The organism is Mesorhizobium sp. USDA 4132, from assembly GCF_056279545.1.
The window spans coordinates 1,939,377-1,958,438 of record NZ_JBWCCP010000001.1 but is presented as its reverse complement, the minus strand read 5'-3'; the positions used below and the strand labels follow the sequence as shown (position 1 = coordinate 1,958,438).

The following is a 19,062-nucleotide window of genomic DNA, read 5'->3' as shown; positions in this document are numbered from 1 at the left end:
GGGTTTGGACTTGACGTCACGAGGTCACTGAAAATGTCTCATAATCAATGACACGAAAATTACAATCGAAGCAGTTTGCGCGCTTTTTGTGGACGCGCTCAAGCCGCCTTGGCGACGGCGTCGAGGGCAAGCAGCTTTTCGAGGAGCTGCGGCATGTCCTTCAGATGCACCATGTTCGGGCCGTCCGAGGGAGCATTGTCCGGATCCTCGTGAGTTTCGATGAACAGGCCCGCAATGCCGACGGCAACCGCTGCCCGTGCAAGGACCGGCACCATGCTGCGGTCTCCTCCGGTAGAGCCTCCCTGCCCGCCAGGCTGCTGCACAGAATGCGTCGCGTCGAAGATCACCGGAGCCCCCATGGACGCCATGATCGGCAATGAACGCATGTCGGAAACGAGTGTATTGTAGCCGAAGGAGGCGCCGCGTTCGCACAGCAATACGTTGGGATTGCCGCTCGCGGTGATTTTGCCGAGCACGTTCTTCATGTCCCAGGGTGCCAGGAACTGACCCTTCTTGACGTTGACGACGCGGCCGGTCTTGGCAGCGGCGACAAGCAAGTCCGTCTGGCGTGACAGGAAAGCCGGGATCTGCAGGATGTCCACCGTCTTTGCGACGACAGCGCATTGTTCTTCCGTATGAATGTCGGTCAGAACCGGAAAGCCGAACTCCTGCTTCAGGTCAGCGAAGATTTCCATCGACTCTTCGAGCCCGATGCCGCGCTTGCCGGAAATCGACGTGCGGTTGGCCTTGTCGTAGGAGGACTTGTAGACGAGGCCGATGCCGAGCTTGCTGCAGAGTTCCTTCAACGCGCCTGCCATCATGAAGGCGTGGTCGCGGCTTTCCATCTGGCAGGGACCGGCGATCAGCGACAGTTTTGCGTTCTGCGCGAAAACCACCTTGCCGCCTCCTTCGCCGACGGAGACGCTGGAGTTTGCGGTAACTTCCATGATCTATTCCTCGAAGCCGAACAAAACACCCTGGCCGGGCGCCGCCGAGACGAGAACACGGCCCTCCCGGCGGACGAATGCGACGTCATTAGCAGCAAGGGTGATCTCTGTCACGGCAAGATCGGCGGTTTTGAAGATGACCGCCCGGCCGCGCAGTCCTTCGGCGCCCGGGGTCGGCTGAAGCGCAAATTCCGCCTCGAGCTCCCGATCCTGCAGGATCCGGATGCGGGCATTGGCCGCGGCAAGCTGGAGCGGTGCAGCCTCCGGCGCGGCCTTGGTCAGCAGCACCTGTTCGACCAGCGGAGCGAAATCGGCAGGTGTCGGGGCCGACAGGATGATTTCGCTCAGGCCGATAACGGTATTGGCATGCCGCTCCAGCTCGCGGTCGGCAGGCAGCGGGTTGATGCGCTGGCAGGAAAACAGGAAGAACTCGGGCGCGCGGTCATCGCCGGCGAATGCCAGCCGGAAGCTCGCCTGCGTCTCGGAACCGTCGGCCAGGATCATGCCGCGGGAAAATTCCAGCACGTCGCCTGCCGAAACGCCGCGCATCTTGAAACGCGCATGATCGGCCATCGCATCGCGGGTCGCGACAACGAGAGCGGAAAAGCCCTGCCGGTTGGACGTCTTGCGGAAGGCGAGATCGCGGGCGGTGAAAACGTTGCCGCGCTTTGCCGCGACACCCGCATGGCGTCGGTTGGTAAGAGCCAGCGGCTCCAGGTAGGTCCCATCCGAGAAGAATACGCAAGCATTGGCGGTGCCGAAAGGATGAAAAGCATCCGGCGCAACTGTAAAACCGAGCTCCGTGAGCCGGGAACGCGCAGCGGTAAGTCCCGCCACCGGCAGCACGAGATGATCGATCGGTCTTGCGTTCACGCGAGGGCCCCCTGAATTGGAATCGCAAAGCTACTTTGGCAGCGGGCTGGCGCCGCGCAAGTGGTGTGACACCAGATATCTGGCACGCATCTATGAAGAAAAAATCATCATACTTCACAGAAATTTAGGGACTTGCGGAACACATATGGAACATATAGTGTCCGTTCTGGATTTGTTTCCGACTCTGAGGGTGCCAAAAGATGCTCACGCGCAAACAACAGGAATTGCTTCTGTTCATTCACGAACGCATGAAAGAATCCGGTATCCCGCCGTCATTCGACGAAATGAAGGACGCGCTCGACCTTGCGTCCAAGTCCGGAATCCATCGTCTGATCACGGCGCTCGAGGAGCGCGGCTTCATCCGCCGCCTGCCGAACCGGGCCCGCGCGCTGGAAGTCATCAAGCTCCCGGAAGCCTATTCGCCGAGCATTCAGCCGCGGCGCGGTTTTTCGCCCAGCGTCATCGAGGGCAGCCTCGGCAAACCGCAGCCGGCCGCAGCACCTCAGAAACTCGCGGCCAACGATGGCTCGTCGAACGCCACGACCGTTCCCGTCATGGGCCGCATCGCCGCCGGCGTGCCGATCTCGGCGATCCAGAACAACACGCACGACATCTCCGTGCCGGCCGAGATGCTCGGCTCCGGCGAGCATTACGCGCTGGAGGTCAAGGGCGATTCGATGATCGAGGCAGGCATTCTCGATGGCGACACCGTGATCATTCGCAACGGCACGACGGCCAATCCCGGCGACATCATCGTGGCGCTGGTGGACGATGAGGAAGCGACGCTGAAGCGTTTTCGCCGCCGCGGCGCCTCGATCGCGCTCGAAGCCGCCAACCCCGCCTACGAGACCCGCATTTTCGGGCCTGACCGGGTGAAGATCCAGGGCAAGCTCGTCGGCCTCATCCGCCGTTATCACTGATCAGCTGCCGGAGCGGTTCCGGCAACGCGTTGTCGAAACTCTGGCTTCGCCAATCGTAGTGGCGGTGCCTAGTCCAGGGCCGGTCCTCGGCCGCCATTGCGGCACGGACCTGCCAGCGTCGCATGTCGCCCGTGTCGTTCAGCGAAATCTCCAGCGCGCCGGTCTTTCTGAGCGTCGTGCCATTGATCATCAGTCCGCCGGACCGGCATCGGTCGAAGCGTGCCCGCGGGGCGATGACAAGATCGGCGGCGTCGCAGGCAGCGCCAGCATAACGGCCGTCTTCTACGGCCACGATGATGGCATTGCCCGTGCTTGCGGCGCACCAGGCCTTAGGCTCGCAGGTGAAGCGGTCGGAAGTCACCTGGCTTATTCGCAACCTCACTGTTTCGAGTTCCGCCGAGGTCAACTCGCGGCGCTTATCGTTTTTTGCGCCTGCTGGTTTGCGGTCGGGCGGCTTGTCCCTGGCCGGCGACATGTCCGGTTTGGTCGGGTCGCCGAGCAGAAGCGCCCTCTTCCACTGGTCGTAGATGAAATCAGGCGGGCGGGTGCGGTTGGTGGAAACCCGTTCCCCGTTTACGAGCGCCACCATTGTCCCGTCTTCCGAGACCAATATATCCGCCAGAGGCGTCGATCGCTCATGCCAGGAAAGCAGCAGAGCGGTCACCATCAGCGGCGGACCGATCAGCCTTAGCTTCGTCCTGAGCAGGGTCAGCAGCAGGAAGCCTGCCGTTGAGACCGTCAGGAACCATGGATGCTGGCGGCCTATCCCGACATCGCCACCCCAGGCAGCCACGTGCCCGGCAATGGCGATCACCGCTTCCAGGCCAAGGCCCATGAGCTTCATGAAGGGAGCGTCGAGGCCGAAGGGCATCAGCAGCATGCCGACCAGACCGGCCGGCATCACCACGAAGGAGATGATCGGCATGGCTGCGAGGTTTGCGGCGAGGCCATAGGTGGCGATGCGATGAAAATGCTCGACCGAAAACATCGCGGTCGAAACGCCGCCGATCAGCGAGGTGACGAAGACGCCGGCTGCGAAATTCCACGATGCCAGGATCGGCATCACCATGCGGTGACGGAACGGCAGAGGCTGAGGATCGCGGCCCTCGGCCCTCTGTTTCCAGAGCGCGTAACCGGCGACCAGGGCAACGGTGGCGGCAAACGACATCTGGAAGCTCGGCCCGAGCATTTCCGAGGGCGACATGGCGATGATGACGAGCGCGGACAGCGCCACATTGTGCAGGCTGATCGACGGTCGGTCGAAGAGGACGGCAACCAGCATGATTGCCATCATGATGTAGGCCCGCTCGGCCGAAACGCCGAAACCGGAGATCAGGTAATAGGCGGTGACCATTATCAGAGCGCCGAGTGCGGCGATCTTCTTCACCGGATAGGCGTGGCCGAAGCCCATAAAGACCGCGAGCACGGTCCGCACGCCGACGAAGAAGATACCGGCGGCGAGCGCCATGTTCAGTCCGGAAATGGCGACGATATGGGCTAATCCCGAAAGCCGTAAAGCTTCGGTCGTTCCCTTGGAGATCGCCCGGCGTTCGTCCGTCACGATTGCCGCGGCAAAGGCGCCGGAATCTCCCGGCACGGTCTCGCGGATACGGGTGGCGATTGCGCTGCGGAGATCGAAAAGCCGGCTTTCGATGTCGGCAATCCAGCTCCGGGTCGACGGACCGGCAGCCTGTTTTTTCGGCGCTCCATAGAAAAATCCGACCGCGCCGATGCCGTCGAAATAGGAGGAGAAGGCAAAGTCGTTGAGGCCAGGCAGTGCAGGTCCGGAGGGTGGTGAAAGGCGCGCGCGGCCGCTGATCGTCTCGCCGATCTGGGCGGGCTCATGTCGAGACCTTGCAAGCAGCGATACACGCTCCGGCGGGCGCCTGACTTCCGGATTGGATGTCCGGTCGATAAGGACGACATAGCGCCAACGGCCCTGGGCATCGATCTCCCTGCGCTCGACCACGCCGGCAAGTTCGGTTGTCACCGGCGTATCGAGAACGACGGTGGACCGCCGCCACGTCTCGAACTGTGCCAGCATCATGCCGCCCAGAAAGAGCGCGACACCGAGCGGCAAGAGATGGATCGTGCCGGAGCGGTGGCGCGAGACGATGACGAAGATCGTACATACGCAAAAAACGAGGAAAAACGGCCAGAACGCAGGGTTATGGGGCAGTGCGAACCAGCAGACGGCCCCTGCCCCGACGACGACCGGCAGGAAAAGGAAGCCATGGCCATAGACCGTCTCCTCTTCCAGCATGACCGGGAGACGGCGTAGCAACCGATCGAGGCGCCGGCTCGCGGAGCGGCGAAAGCCCTCGTCCAGCGTATGGACCGGCGGGCGGCGCTCGATCGCGGGGAAAAGCTCGGCCAGATTTCGGAGCTTGCCCGAGTCGGGAGCGCTTGTGTTTATGCGGGGGTCCGGCGGCCGGGATATCAGTTTCCCTGCCTTGGCATGCGTCGGAAATGCATTTTCCTCCGGCATGAAACGCTCTGTCCGCCCCACCGCCAGACATGCGGCAATACAACCTGCGCGCTTATTCTTCGGTCGTCAACTGGCGGTTAAATATCGGGAATTCCGAGCCGCCGAAAGGGCATGCAACAGGAAGTTGGACATCCAAGCAAAAGCTGTTGCTCAATAATTTTTCGCGCTGCACAAAATGCCGTCACGACAGCTTGGCATCAGCTTTAGGATCATATAGCTAAACTGGTGGACGCTTAATTCTTGTGGCGCTTTTAGGGCGCCATGCCGCCAAAAGGTTGGAGGATCAGCATGACGGAAACAAGCGCAAATCTGGTAATCGGTGACAGACAAGTCGATCTGCCGGTCAAGTCGGGGACCATAGGTCCCGATGTGGTCGATATCGGCGCTCTCTACAAGCACACCGGCACCTTCACCTACGACCCCGGCTTCACCTCGACGGCGTCTTGCGAATCCAAGATCACCTATATCGATGGCGACGCCGGCATCCTGCTGCATCGCGGTTATCCGATCGAACAGCTCGCCGAGCACGGCGACTTCCTGGAAACCTGCTACCTGCTGCTTTACGGGGAACTGCCGACCGCTGCCCAGAAGAAGGACTTCGACTATCGCGTGACCCACCACACGATGGTCCATGAACAGATGAGCCGCTTCTTCACCGGCTTCCGCCGCGACGCCCATCCGATGGCCGTCATGTGCGGCTGTGTCGGGGCGCTGTCTGCCTTCTATCACGACTCCACCGACATCACCGATCCGCATCAGCGCATGGTCGCTTCGCTGCGCATGATCGCCAAGATGCCGACGCTTGCCGCGATGGCCTACAAGTACCATATCGGCCAGCCCTTTGTTTATCCGCAGAACAACCTGGACTATGCGTCGAACTTCCTGCGCATGTGCTTTGCGGTTCCGTGCGAGGAGTATGTGGTCAATCCGGTGCTGTCGCGCGCCATGGACCGCATCTTCATCCTGCATGCTGACCACGAGCAGAACGCTTCGACCTCGACGGTCCGCCTCGCCGGTTCCTCGGGCGCCAACCCGTTCGCCTGCATCGCGGCCGGCATTGCCTGCCTCTGGGGCCCGGCCCACGGCGGCGCCAACGAAGCTGCGCTCAACATGCTGACGGAAATCGGCACGGTCGACAAGATCCCGGAATATATCGCCCGCGCCAAGGACAAGAACGATCCGTTCCGCCTGATGGGCTTCGGTCACCGCGTCTACAAGAACTACGATCCGCGCGCCAAGATCATGCAGAAGACCACGCATGAAGTGCTCGGCGAACTTGGCCACAAGGATGATCCGCTCCTGCAGGTCGCGATGGAACTGGAACGCATCGCGCTCACCGACGAGTACTTCATCGAGAAGAAGCTCTACCCGAATATCGACTTCTATTCGGGCATCACGCTGAAGGCGATGGGCTTCCCCACCACCATGTTCACCGTGCTCTTCGCTCTCGCCCGCACCGTCGGCTGGATCGCCCAGTGGGCCGAAATGATCGAAGATCCGCAGCAGCGCATCGGCCGCCCGCGTCAGCTCTATACCGGCGAAGCGCAGCGCGACTACATCCCGGTTTCCAAGCGTTAATCGGCAATCACAACCAAATAAAAACCCGGTCAGAAATGGCCGGGTTTTTTGGTGTCCATAACCTGGAGAACGATGCCGGCGGCCGCCTCGCCCGGCGGCACGGGCACCTGCAGGCGCTCCCACGTAAGATCGAAACCTTCGATCATGGCGCGACGCTGCATCGTGTCGGAGGACAAGCGCTCGGCCCAGCGGCACAGGCTTGCCGGCCGCACCACCTCGTTGACGTATTCCGGCACGACGACATAGTCGGCGATGAGGTTCGGCAGGGCGCCGGACCAGGTCTTGATGCGTTTTGCGAGCATGGTGATCAGCCAGTCGGTCTTATAGGCCGAGACCAGTGGAATCCCGGCAAGACCGAGTTCCAAGATAACCGTGCCCGAGGCTGCAAGCGCCGCATCGGCTTCGGCGAATGCCGCCCATTTGCCGTCCGTATCAGCGGTGATCTCCGGCTTGACCTCGAAACCGGCAACGATCTCGCGCACCAGCTTTTCCTGGCGGGCAACCGTCGGCAACACGAAGCGGGTCGGTCCGTTGCGGGCGACGAACTCGCGGGCCGCCTCGCCGAAGATCGGCAGTAGCGCCTTGATCTCCGCCGACCGGGAGCCCGGCAACAGCATGATCGTCCTCTGTTCGCCCTGCGCCTTTACGGGGCGTTCGGCACGGATACCGCGGACCTTGAGGAGCGACGGATCGGCGGTCAGGCGGTGACCGACGAATGTTGTTTCGGGTCCGCCGAGACGCTTCATGGCCTCGGGCTCGAACGGCAGCACAGCCAGGACATGATCGACATAGGCGAGCATCGCCTTGGCGCGGTATTCCTTCCATGCCCAGACGCTCGGGCAGACATAATCGACGATCGGCAGGTCCGGCAGAGCGGCCCTTACCTTCTTGGCGACGCGATGGGTGAAATCAGGACTGTCGATGATGATCAGCACATCCGGCTTTGCAGCAACGATGGCCGCCACCGTCTGATTGATCCGCTTGACCAGGTTCGGCAGGCGGGCGATCACCTGGGTAAACCCCATGATCGACAGCTCCGAAAAATCGAAGAGCGGATTGAGGCCCTGCGCTTCGAGCGCCTCGCCGCCGACCCCGATGAGTTCGACCTCGCCGCCACAAGCTGCCTTCAAGGCCGTAATCAGATCGCCGCCGAGGAGATCGCCGGATACTTCGCCGGCGATGACGCCAACCTTCAAGGTCTTGACCATCACAATCCTCCTTGCGGCAGACCGGGATCGATACCGCAGACGAAAATACCGGCAGCATCGGCCGCGGCAATCATCTTCGCTTCTTCCAGCACAAGTGCGCGCCCCGCCTCCACGGCGATGCCCGCGAGCCCGGCCCGGATGACATTCTCGACGGTCGACGGGCCGATCGTCGGCAGGTCGGCGCGCATATCCTGTTGCGGTTTGCAAAGCTTGACGAGCACGCCTTTGCGGCGGGCCGAAATGCGGCCCTCGGCGCGCAATGCCGTCACCCGTTCGAGCATCCGGTCCGTGCCCTCGACGCCCTCGAGCGCCACAACACGTCCACCGACGCTGACGGCGCCCTGGCCGATATCGAGTTCGCCGAGACGCTTGGCGGCTTCGGACGCACGATCGATGTCGCGGCGATCATCATCGGATGGCGTATGAGCACCGAGCGGTCCGGTCTTGGCGAGCAGGCCGGGGACGATGTCGTGGGCGCCCAGCACCTCGCAGCCCATCGCCTCGATGAGCTTGATGACCATCTGGAGCACTGAATCGTCACCGCCGGACAGCAGCGTGCGAACCACGGAGGGGACTTTCAGGATGGTGCGGAAGGTTGGATGGATGTCGCGCCAGTCAGGTCTTCGCGCCACACCTCCCGAGAGGATGACGCGGGTGACGCCCTTGTCGCGAAACAGGCGCTCGATTGCGGCAAGATCGCCGACGCCGACGGAAACCGCCTCGAAACCATCAAAGCTGTGATCGGATTCATTGGCGAGCGCGAGAATGAGCGGCGCTTCACCGGCTTGCTGCGCGGCTTTTGCTACATAGAGCGGTAAAAAGCCCTTCCCGGCGATGATCGCCAGCCGGCCCTTCGGCGCAAGGCTCGGGAGGCCGGCCATCGCGGGTCAGCCCTTGCCGCGGAACGTCGAGGAAATGGCGCGATCGCTATCGGCCGCGATAAAATCAAGGATTTCCATCGCTTCCTTGCAATCGGCGTAGTCGTTACGGATCGCCGCTGCGTTGGCGCGGATGTTGCTCTCGCCCTCGAAGATCTGCTTGAAGGCGCGGCGGACGACATGGATGGTCGCCCGTTCAATGCCGGCGCGGGTCATGCCGACCACGTTGAGACCACCGAGCACGCCGGGATTGCCGTTCAGCATGCCATACGGGATGACGTCGTAATTGACGGCCGTTAGCCCGCCGATGAAAGCCTGGCGGCCGATGCGGGTGAACTGATGCACCGCGCAGCCGCCACCGAGGATCGCCCGATCAGCCACATGGACATGACCCGCGAGCATGACATTGTTCGACATAATGATGTCGTTGCCGAGCTGACAGTCATGCGCCACGTGCGAATTGGCGAGGAACAGGCAGTTGTTGCCAACGACGGTCTTGCCACCGCCGCCGACCGTGCCGCAATTCATCGTCACGCCTTCGCGCATGGTACAATTATCGCCAACCGTCAGCGTCGAATCCTCGCCAGCCTCATGAAGGCTCTGGGAGACGCCGCCGATGATCGCCATCGGGAAAATTCGGCAGTTGCGGCCGATCTCGGTACGGCCGCTTACCACAGCATGCGAAACCAGCTCGACGCCATCCTTCAGCACCACACGCGGACCGACATGCGAAAACGGGCCGACGACGACATTCTCGCCGATGACGGCACCGTCCTCGACCAAAGCTAACGGATGGATGCGTGCGCTAGCTGCAATGCTTTTCATTCTTCTTCCTTGCGCCGGATCATCGCGCCGATATCGGCTTCGGCAACAAGTACGCCGTCTACCTTCGCGTCACAATGGAATTTCCAGATATTGCCGCGCTGTTTCTGCTTGGTGACATGGAACTCGACCCGGTCGCCCGGCACGACCGGCTTGCGGAAGCGGGCATTGTCGATGGTCATGAAGTAGACGAGATTGCCACCCTCGCCTTCCTTCCTGGCGCAGATTGCGCCGGCGGTCTGCGCCATGCCTTCAATCAGCAGCACGCCCGGCATGATCGGCCGCTCCGGGAAATGCCCGGTGAAATGCGGCTCGTTGGCGGTGACGTTCTTGATGCCGATCGCGGAATTATCGCCATCGATCTCGACGATCTTATCGACCAGGAGAAAAGGATAGCGGTGCGGCAGCAGCTTCATGATTTCCTGAATATCGGCCGCGCCGAGCACCGGCTTGGTCTCATCAGTCATTCTTCTTCTCTCCTCTGCGTTTCGCCCGCTCGTCCGAACGCATCAAGACTTCCGCGGTATCGCGGAGGAAATCCGGCATCGGGCGGGCGGGAATGCCGCCATAACGCGCCCCGGCGGGAATATCCCCCACCACACCGCTCATCGCGGCGATCTGCACGCCGTCTCCAATCGAGATGTGTCCATTAATACCGGATGCGCCACCGATCAATACTCCGTCGCCGATCCGCGTCGAACCGGCAATACCTGCGCCGCTCGCAATGCCGCAATGGCGGCCGATGCGGACGTTGTGGGCGATCTGAACCTGATTGTCGATCTTAGTGCCTTCGCCGATGACCGTATCATCCATGGCGCCGCGATCGACGGTCGTGTTGGCGCCGATCTCGACATTGTCCTGGATGATGACGCGGCCGATCTGAACGATTTTCAGCATGCCTCTCGGACCCGGAGCAAAACCGAAGCCATCCTGGCCGATGCGAACGCCATTATGGATGATCACGCCATTGCCGATGAGAGCTGCAACCACGCTCGCACCCGCAGCGATCGTGCAATCCCGGCCGATCTTGACATCGGCGCCGATGACGCTGCCGGCGCCGATACGAGTGCCGGTGCCGATTTCCGCCCGCGCGCCGATCACGGCCATGGGCTCGACTTCGACGCCGGGTTCAAGCCTGGCGGTTGGATCCACGAAAGCGGCCGGCGAAATGCCGGGCGGAAACGAGGTGATCGGGGATGGTCGCATCGCGATCGGATGCAGGATAGCACCCGCCTGCGCAAACGCCGTGTGCGGGGTCTTGGTCAGCACAACCGGGATATGGGCCGGGATGATGGAACGGATCGCCGTGTCACAAATAATCGCGGAAGCCTTGCAGCTTTCCAGTTCGCGACGGCTTTTCCGGGACAGGATATAACAGATCTCGCCTTCGCCGGCCCGCGCAACCGGCGCAACGGAACGGATCAGCCGATCTCCGGCGCTGCCATCAAGCAATTCGGCCCCAAGAAGGGCGGCCAACTCGCGCAGGCTCACGCCATCATGGGGCGGAAAGAATTCATTGTGGTCCATAAAGCTAAAGCTCCAGAACAGATTTCCGCCCGCAATCGCGAGCGGAGATGATCAGAACTGGTTCGCCATGCTGAACCGGAATTCCTGGGTTTCGTCGAAGTCTTCCTTCATGACGGGATGCGCGTAGTCGAAGCGGATGTTGCCGAACGGCGACGCCCACATGATACCCGCACCGACCGAAGCACGCCAGTTCATGCTGGTGCCCTGCGCGGTGCTGGTGCCGAGCGGAACATCGTTGCCGTAAAGTGTACCGGCATCGGCAAAGACAGCAGCACGCAGACCGAAGTCTTCCGGAACAGCCGGCATCGGCATCGTCATTTCGGCAGAGGCCGTAAAGTAGGTCGTGCCACCGAGCGCGTCGCCGTGATCAGTCGTACGCGGACCGATACCGTCGTTCTCGAAGCCGCGGACCTGACGACCGCCGATCGTGAACTGATCGAAGACATGCAGATTGTCGCCGGTGGAAACCACATGGCCGGCGCCGACTGCGATGGAGCCGATCAGGTCAGCTTCGGTCGACAGGAGCTGGAAGTAACGGGCACGACCGGAAATCTTGTAGAAGTCGGAGTCGCCACCGAGACCTGCATATTCATGCGTGATCGTCGCGTAGATGCCTTCGCGCGGCAGCGTCTGGCTGTCGAGCGTATTGTAGGTCAGCGTCTGCGAAATCGACGATTGAACGAACTTGCCGTTGTCGATCATCGAGATGTAAGGCGACGAAAGATTGTCGTCTACGGTGCCAGGAACGCCGTCAGCGCCGAAGGCACCGTCGTTGGAGTACTCGATTTCCTTGTAGGTGTAGCGGAACGTCGTCGCCAGATCTTCGGTGATCGGCGCCGTAACGCGCAGGGTAACGCCCTGCTCGTTGTAATCGTAATAGCTGTTCGACGAGGTCTTGCTCTTGAAGAGGTCGAAACCGGCCGCCAGACGATAACCGAGGAAGTAGGGCTCGGTGAACGAAAGATTGTAGCTGCGCGCTTCGTCAAGACCACCGCCGACTGCGACGCGGATGAACTGGCCACGGCCGAGGAAGTTCTTTTCTTCGATCGAAGCTTCGAGCAGGAAGCCGTCGCCGCCAGCGGAGTAACCGGCACCGATACCGAACGAACCGGTCGGCTGGTCTTCGACATCGACAACGATGACGACGCGATCGGGCGACGAGCCCTGCGAAGTCGAGATGTTGACTGAGGTGAAGTAACCGAGCGCTTCAAGGCGACGCTTGGCGCGCGAGATCATTTCCTGGTTGAAGGCGTCGCCTTCGCTGAAATCGAATTCGCGGCGGATGACATAGTCACGCGTGCGGGTGTTGCCACGGATTTCGATACGCTCGACGTAGGCGCGCTCGCCCTGGTCGACCAGGTAGGAAACACCGACCGTGTGGTTTTGCATATTACGGTCGCCGCGCGGCGTGACGCGGGCGAACGGATAACCGGCCGCGGCGACGCGCTTGGAGATCGCTTCCATGGTCTTCTGGATTTCGCGGGCGTCGTAGACGTTGCCGGCACGGGTCTTAACCAGACCTTCGAGGTCCTGGCTGCTGATCCCCTGGACGGTGGATTCGACCGAGACGTTGCCGTATTCGTAACGCTGGCCTTCCTCGACCGTGAAGCTGATATTGTACTTGTTGCCCGATGCGTCGAGCACAGCTTCCGACGAGATGACGCGGAAGTCCGGATAACCGTGATTGTAATAGAACTGGCGCAACGCTTCTTCGTCGGCGCGCAGCTTGTCCTCGCTATAGACGTCCTTGCGGGTCAGGAAGGACAGCGGGCCGGATTCCTTGGTGACGATCACCGACTTCAGGCGGCCATCGCCATAAGCCTGATTGCCGACGAAATTGATGTCGGCGATCTTGGTGCGGTCGCCTTCGTTGATGACGAAGGCGAGATTGACGCGTCCCTGGCCGACGTCAGCGGTCTGGGTGGTGATCTGGACGTCGCTGCGGCCGATCGCACGATAGGCTTCGCGCAGACGCTGGATATCCGCATCGATCAGGGCCTGATTATACGGGCCGAGCGGCTGGGTCTGCACCACGGCCTGAAGCTTCTCGTCGGTGATCTTGCGGTTGCCGTTGAACACGACCTGATTGATGAGCTGATTTTCGCTCACCGACACGACGAGCGTGCTGCCGGAAACACTGATTTTGACATCCGAGAAATAGCCGGTCGAATAGAGCTTGCGGACCGATTCATCGATGTCGTTGTTGGAGAAGTTGACACCCGGACGGATGGTCAGGTTGGAACGGACGGCCTCCTCGCCGGCGCGCTGTGCGCCGCGGACCTGAACGTTCCGGATAACCGCCGCTTCGGCAGAAAGTGCGGAAGCAAGTACCAGTACACCTGCGCCCGATGCAACAACACTAGCAGACAGCGCAAACGCCGACACTGCGTTCAAAAACTTTGAACCAGCCTTCATTTCAATTCTTACCTTTTCCCGTTGTCCCTCGGCGGGTGGTGCCCGACTCCGGCCACGTGTGTCGTTTTACCTTCTTTTGACCTACAAGCAAGGCATCGCGTTAATTTCTGTTTACTTACTTCCCTTGCGTGACCCAATGGCCACGCAACTGTTGGAAACATGGTGAATAAACGGTTTCTTTTACGATTTGAAGGACATCAGCCGATCAGATTGCTGATGTCGTTGAAGGTCGCGAACACCATCAAGCTCAAAACCATCGCAAGCCCGATACGAAAGGCGATCTCCTGCGCTCCCGCGCCAAGCGGCCGGCCACGGATGGCCTCGATTGCGTAGAAGACGAGATGGCCGCCGTCCAGAACTGGCACAGGCATGAGGTTCAAAAGCCCGATCGAGACCGAAAGAACGGCTGCCAGCTGGACCACTGCTGCAAAGCCGAGCGACGCCATCTGCCCCGATGCCTGGGCGACCCTGACCGGCCCGCCGAGCTGGTCGGCCTTCATCCGGCCGGTCACCAGATTTCCGATATAGCGGAAGGTGCCGGTGACGATATGGCCGGTCTCGGTGACGCCTTCGGCAACGGCCTGCAGCGGCGTGAACGTCTCGATGCGGAAATTGCCGCGCTGTTCGTTGGTGACGATGCCAATCAGGCCGAGCTCGACCTTGTTGCCGAACTGGTCGGTCACCTCGGAGCGCTTCGGCACCATCGGCAGATCGAGATCCTGGCCGTTGCGCTCGACCGTCACGATGATCGGGGTCTCCGGTCTGATGCTGACATAACGCCGCACGTCGTCGAAAGTCCGGATGCGCGACCCGTCAAGAGCCACGAGCCGATCGCCGGGCTGCACGCCAGCGGCAAGGGCGGCGCTATTCGGCTGAACCTCGGCAACCACCGGATCGGCGACCACCTTGCCATAGACGCTGAAGAGGACGGCGAAAATCGCGATTGCCAGAATGAAATTGGCGATCGGGCCGGCCGCAACAGTGGCGGCCCTCTTCCAAAGCTTGGCGCCTGCGAGAGTCCTGGCTTTGTCTTCCTCGCTCATGCCCGCAAGGCCGCTCGCATCAGGCATGCTCGCGGCATCCTCGTCGCCAAAGAATTTGACGTAGCCGCCAAGCGGGATCGCCGAGATCTTCCAGCGGGTGCCGTGACTATCGGTGAAGCCTATGAGTTCCGGGCCGAAGCCGACCGAGAAGGCGGTTACCCGGATGCCGCACCAGCGCCCGACGAGATAGTGTCCCATCTCGTGCACGAAGACGAGCAGGGACAAGACCAGCACGAAGGGGATGATGTAGCCGGTGAAGAAGCTGAGGATGGCCATCAAAGTTTCCGTTTCAACATTGTAGCGGTCGCCCAGTCCTCAAAAGCCGAAGAGAAAGCCTGCAACCGATATATCAAGATGGCCCGTCGTGGCCGCATAAACAAGCGTCAGCAGGAACGCTGCGAAACAGGCGAAAACGAGGCCGTCGACGCGGTCCATGACGCCGCCATGCCCCGGGATGAGGTGGCTGGAATCCTTCACCCCAAACCGGCGCTTGATGAACGATTCGAACAGGTCGCCTATCTGGCTTGCGACCGAGAGCAGAAATGCGATCGCCACCGTCCAGATCGACAGCCGGGAAAACACGCCGAGCGTCAGGGCCGAGCTTGCGATCACGCCCGATACGGTGCCGCCGATCGCGCCCGACCAGGTCTTGCCGGGAGAAATCCGCGGCGCCAGTTTTGGCCCCTGCAGGGCACGGCCGACGAAATACGCGAGAATGTCGGTCGCCCAGACGACCGCGAAAATGAAAAGCGTCGCGACCAACCCCGCCTGGTCCTCGGCGCGGATAGCGGCGAGCGAGATACCGCTCAAGCCTGCGTAAAAGATGCCACCCGGCAGCCACCAGCTTCCCTTGCGCAGCAGCACGAAAAGAATGGCGGTGATCATCGCGCCGCCGAGAATCGGCACAGAGAGCTCGCCTTCGTCAGCGACGAGATCAATGGCGATCAGAACAATGGAGAGCCAGCCAAAGGCGTTGGCACGAAAATCGCGCTCGGCCGCCCGCGTGATCGTCGACCACTCGTAATAGATCAGCACCGCCATGACGGCCGCCACGACGCGGAATGTCAGGCCGCCATACCAGGTGGCCGTCAGCACCACGACCGCCAGAACCAATGCGGATGCAATGCGGCGCTTCAGTTCAGCGCTCATCAACCGCCCACCGCTATCGTCTTGTCCGATAGGCCACCGAAGCGGCGGTCGCGCGAGGCATAGATCTTCAGGGCGTCGAGGAAGAGCTTCCGATCGAAATCCGGCCAGTAGTCCGGCAGGAAGACAAGTTCGGAATAGGCCGCCTGCCACAGCAGAAAGTTCGAAAGCCGTTCCTCGCCGCTGGTGCGGATGATGAGATCCGGATCGGGAATGCCGGCGGTGTCCAGCTTTGCGCTGATCTTGTCCGGGTCGATCTCGGATGCCTTGAGGATGCCGGCCTCGACGTCGCGCGCGAGCATCGCGACGGCGCGGGCGATCTCATCGCGGGCACCGTAGTTGAAGGCGATGATCAGTGTCAGCGACGTATTGAACTTTGTGGTTTCCTCGGCTTCAAGAAGAAGCGGGAGGATGTCGCTGCGCAGTTTTTCGCGCTCGCCGATCACCCGGATGCGGATGTTCTCGCGGTGCAGTTCGGCCAGATCCTGGCGGATGAAGCGCCGGAGGAGACCGAGGAGATCCCTCACCTCGGTTTCAGGCCTGCTCCAGTTTTCCGAAGAAAACGCAAAGAGCGTCAGATATTTGACGCCCGCATCGCCGGCAGCCCGTACCGTTTCGCGAACCGCTTCGACGCCCTTGCTGTGTCCGACCGTACGAGGAAGCCCGCGCTTGTTGGCCCAGCGTCCATTACCATCCATGATGATGGCAACGTGTTGAGGGATGATTGCAAGCTCGGGGTTCACCATATTCTATGCGGCTCCTTTGGCCGCCGGGAATATGGCGGCAAACCAGGCCTAAATTAGACCTGCATGATTTCCTTTTCCTTGTCGCCAAGCAAGCGGTCGACTTCGGAAATCGTATCATCCGTCATCTTCTGCACTTTTTCCGACTGCGAGCGACTTTCGTCCTGGCCGATGTCGCCGTCCTTTTCGGCCTTTTTCAGGCCGTCCATGCCATCGCGGCGGACGTGACGTACAGCAACCTTCGCCTTTTCCGCATAATCATGCGCGACCTTGACCAGCGACTTGCGGCGCTCTTCATTGAGCTCGGGGAGCGGAATGCGCAGGCTCTGGCCATCGACGATCGGGTTGAGGCCGAGGTTTGATTCGCGGATCGCCCGGTCGACGGCGCCGACCATCGACTTGTCCCAGATGGACACGCCGAGCATGCGCGCTTCCGGCACGGTGATGTTGGCCACCTGGTTGAGCGGCACGCGCGAACCATAGGCTTCGACCATCACCGGATCGAGAATATTGGCCGAGGCGCGGCCGGTGCGCAGCGAGGCGATATCGCTTTTGAAGGCGTTGATCGCGCCTTCCATGCGGCGCTTGATGTCGTTGAGGTCGATTCCACTCATCCGTCTACTCCCGTATGTTGTCTGGGCGGCCCGCGACGCCGCGCCTCAATTGTCCGCTACGATGGTCTTGCGGCCGCCGCCGGTCAAGATTTGAGCGAAGCCGCCCTTCTCATGGATCGAAAAAACGATGATCGGGATGGAATTTTCGCGGGCGAGCGCCACCGCCGCCACGTCCATCACCGCCAGACCCTTTTCGAGCACTTCGCCGTGCGTCAGCGTCTCGAAGCGGGTCGCCGTCGGGTCCTTCTTGGGATCGGCCGAATAGATGCCGTCCACCTGGGTGCCCTTGAAGATCGCCTCCGCACCGATTTCGGCCGCGCGTAGCGCTGCCGCCGAATCGGTCGTGAAGAACGGATTGCCGGTGCCGCCGGCGAAGATCACCACCCTGCCCTGCGCCATATGATGCAGCGCCTGGCGCTGCGAAAAGCTCTCGCAGATCTCCGGCATCGAGATCGCCGACAGAACCACGGTATCGACGTTCAGCTTGCGCAGCGAGGTGGCGAGCGCCAGCGCGTTGATCACGGTGCCGAGCATCCCCATATGGTCGCCGGTCACCCGGTCGCCACCCTTGGAAGCGACCGCGACGCCGCGAAAGATATTACCGCCGCCGACGACCACGCCGACATCGACGCCCATGGCGCGCGCTTCGGCGATATCGGAGGCGACTCGATCGGCAACTGCGACATCGATGCCGAAACCCTGGCTGCCCATCAGAGCTTCACCGGAGGCCTTGAGCAAGACACGCTTGTAGAGGGGCTGAGGCGACATGGAGGCTCCTTGAAATCGAAATGCATGCGGAGGGTCAAACGGGTTGCGGATACACGAAGGGCACCGGCTTGTCACCGGTGCCCTTGCGCTTTCGACAGCTTTAGCTAACGAATATCAGCCTTTGGCGACTGCCGCGACTTCAGCGGCAAAATCCGTTTCTTCCTTTTCGACACCTTCGCCAAGCAGAAGACGGGCCATGCCGACGACTTCGATCGAAGCGCCGGCGAGCTTTTCAGCGTCCTTGACGGCCTGGCCGACGGTCACTTCCGGGTTGACGACGAAGGCCTGCGACAGAAGGGCAACTTCTTCGAAGAACTTGCGCATGCGGCCGTCGACCATCTTTTCGATGATGGCTTCCGGCTTGCCGGAAGCGCGCGACTGCTCGATGAAGACGTTGCGCTCGCGCTCAGCCACAGCCGCATCGACTTCTTCGGCGCGGATGGCGAGCGGGTTGGTGGCAGCAATGTGCATGGCGACCTGACGGCCGATCGAACTCAGGACTTCCTTGTCGCCGACCGACTTCAGGGCGACCAGAACGCCGAGCTTGCCGATGCCGTCGCCGGCAGCGTTATGGACATAGGTCGCAACGACGCCGTGCTCGACCTGCAGCAGGGCGGCGCGACGCAGCGTCATGTTCTCGCCGATCGTGGCGATCGCGTCCTTGATGGTGTCGGCAACCGGCTTGCCGGAAGCCGGATAGGTGGCAGCCGAGATTGCTTCGACGGAACCGTCGGTCGTCAGGGCGACGCTTGCAACGCCGCGGACGAGGTCCTGGAAGGCATCGTTGCGGGCAACGAAGTCGGTTTCCGAGTTGAGCTCGATGACGACAGCCTTGTGGCCGGCGCTCGCGATGCCGATCAGGCCTTCAGCCGCGGTGCGGCCGGACTTCTTGTCGGCCTTGGAAATGCCCTTGGCACGCAGCCAGTCGATCGCCGCTTCGATGTCGCCGTTCGTTTCGGTCAGCGCCTTCTTGCAGTCCATCATGCCTGCGCCGGACTTTTCGCGCAGTTCCTTTACCAGTGCAGCGGTGATTTCAGCCATTGTTTTGCCTCTTGTCGGTTCAAGTGCTTCTCGCCGGAAAAACGTCGGCGG

At 61.4% G+C, this 19,062-nt stretch carries 17 protein-coding genes; 2 read left to right on the top strand and 15 right to left on the bottom strand.

What is annotated here, in order from left to right:
* Positions 1 to 98: 98 nt before the first annotated feature.
* Positions 99 to 947 carry a 3-deoxy-8-phosphooctulonate synthase gene (gene kdsA / locus ACZ9IU_RS10220; RefSeq protein WP_038542628.1) on the bottom strand — a complete coding sequence of 283 codons (849 nt, stop codon included), beginning with the start codon at positions 945 to 947 and terminating at the stop codon, positions 99 to 101.
* Between the two features lie 3 nt (positions 948 to 950).
* A complete protein-coding gene (locus ACZ9IU_RS10215) occupies positions 951 to 1,820 on the bottom strand; it encodes a VOC family protein (protein WP_038542626.1) in 870 nt (289 codons plus the stop codon).
* Positions 1,821 to 2,020: 200 nt separating this feature from the next.
* On the opposite strand from ACZ9IU_RS10215, the gene lexA reads away from it, so the two are divergent.
* On the top strand, positions 2,021 to 2,740 hold the full coding sequence (gene lexA, locus ACZ9IU_RS10210; RefSeq protein ID WP_038542624.1) for a transcriptional repressor LexA: 720 nt from the start codon (positions 2,021 to 2,023) through the stop codon (positions 2,738 to 2,740).
* Here lexA and ACZ9IU_RS10205 read toward each other — a convergent pair.
* Positions 2,721 to 5,228, bottom strand: coding sequence for a ComEC/Rec2 family competence protein (locus ACZ9IU_RS10205; RefSeq protein ID WP_080719151.1), 2,508 nt, complete (start codon positions 5,226 to 5,228; stop codon positions 2,721 to 2,723). The genes lexA and ACZ9IU_RS10205 overlap by 20 nt on opposite strands.
* A gap of 288 nt (positions 5,229 to 5,516) precedes the next feature.
* On the opposite strand from ACZ9IU_RS10205, the gene gltA reads away from it, so the two are divergent.
* A complete protein-coding gene (gene gltA, locus ACZ9IU_RS10200) occupies positions 5,517 to 6,806 on the top strand; it encodes a citrate synthase (RefSeq protein WP_038542622.1) in 1,290 nt (429 codons plus the stop codon).
* Between the two features lie 29 nt (positions 6,807 to 6,835).
* Here gltA and lpxB read toward each other — a convergent pair whose 3' ends face one another.
* The 12 genes from lpxB to tsf form a co-directional block, all read right to left on the bottom strand.
* Positions 6,836 to 8,014: a lipid-A-disaccharide synthase gene (gene lpxB / locus ACZ9IU_RS10195; protein WP_038542620.1), complete on the bottom strand. Its 1,179-nt coding sequence runs from the start codon at positions 8,012 to 8,014 to the stop codon at positions 6,836 to 6,838.
* On the bottom strand, positions 8,014 to 8,895 hold the full coding sequence (locus ACZ9IU_RS10190; protein ID WP_038542617.1) for an LpxI family protein: 882 nt from the start codon (positions 8,893 to 8,895) through the stop codon (positions 8,014 to 8,016). Before ACZ9IU_RS10190 ends, lpxB begins: the two co-directional genes overlap by 1 nt.
* Before the next feature lie 6 nt (positions 8,896 to 8,901).
* The gene (lpxA, locus tag ACZ9IU_RS10185; protein ID WP_038542615.1) at positions 8,902 to 9,717 is read right to left on the bottom strand and encodes an acyl-ACP--UDP-N-acetylglucosamine O-acyltransferase; all 816 of its coding nucleotides are present in this window, start codon (positions 9,715 to 9,717) and stop codon (positions 8,902 to 8,904) included.
* Positions 9,714 to 10,181 (bottom strand): 3-hydroxyacyl-ACP dehydratase FabZ, encoded by a 468-nt coding sequence (gene fabZ / locus ACZ9IU_RS10180; RefSeq protein ID WP_038542613.1) that lies wholly within the window; start codon positions 10,179 to 10,181, stop codon positions 9,714 to 9,716. Before fabZ ends, lpxA begins: the two co-directional genes overlap by 4 nt.
* Positions 10,174 to 11,241, bottom strand: a complete 1,068-nt coding sequence (gene lpxD / locus ACZ9IU_RS10175; protein WP_038542611.1) for a UDP-3-O-(3-hydroxymyristoyl)glucosamine N-acyltransferase — start codon at positions 11,239 to 11,241, stop codon at positions 10,174 to 10,176. Before lpxD ends, fabZ begins: the two co-directional genes overlap by 8 nt.
* 51 nt (positions 11,242 to 11,292) lie before the next feature.
* A complete protein-coding gene (gene bamA / locus ACZ9IU_RS10170; protein ID WP_038542610.1) occupies positions 11,293 to 13,656 on the bottom strand; it encodes an outer membrane protein assembly factor BamA in 2,364 nt (787 codons plus the stop codon).
* Positions 13,657 to 13,853: 197 nt separating this feature from the next.
* A complete protein-coding gene (gene rseP, locus ACZ9IU_RS10165; protein WP_038542608.1) occupies positions 13,854 to 14,975 on the bottom strand; it encodes an RIP metalloprotease RseP in 1,122 nt (373 codons plus the stop codon).
* Positions 14,976 to 15,014: 39 nt separating this feature from the next.
* Positions 15,015 to 15,848: a phosphatidate cytidylyltransferase gene (locus ACZ9IU_RS10160; RefSeq protein WP_038542606.1), complete on the bottom strand. Its 834-nt coding sequence runs from the start codon at positions 15,846 to 15,848 to the stop codon at positions 15,015 to 15,017.
* Positions 15,848 to 16,591, bottom strand: a complete 744-nt coding sequence (locus ACZ9IU_RS10155) for an isoprenyl transferase (protein ID WP_038542604.1) — start codon at positions 16,589 to 16,591, stop codon at positions 15,848 to 15,850. Before ACZ9IU_RS10155 ends, ACZ9IU_RS10160 begins: the two co-directional genes overlap by 1 nt.
* 53 nt (positions 16,592 to 16,644) lie before the next feature.
* A complete protein-coding gene (frr, locus tag ACZ9IU_RS10150; RefSeq protein WP_038542602.1) occupies positions 16,645 to 17,202 on the bottom strand; it encodes a ribosome recycling factor in 558 nt (185 codons plus the stop codon).
* Between the two features lie 45 nt (positions 17,203 to 17,247).
* On the bottom strand, positions 17,248 to 17,970 hold the full coding sequence (pyrH, locus tag ACZ9IU_RS10145) for a UMP kinase (protein WP_038542600.1): 723 nt from the start codon (positions 17,968 to 17,970) through the stop codon (positions 17,248 to 17,250).
* Between the two features lie 114 nt (positions 17,971 to 18,084).
* Positions 18,085 to 19,011, bottom strand: a complete 927-nt coding sequence (gene tsf / locus ACZ9IU_RS10140; RefSeq protein ID WP_038542598.1) for a translation elongation factor Ts — start codon at positions 19,009 to 19,011, stop codon at positions 18,085 to 18,087.
* Positions 19,012 to 19,062: the final 51 nt, after the last annotated feature.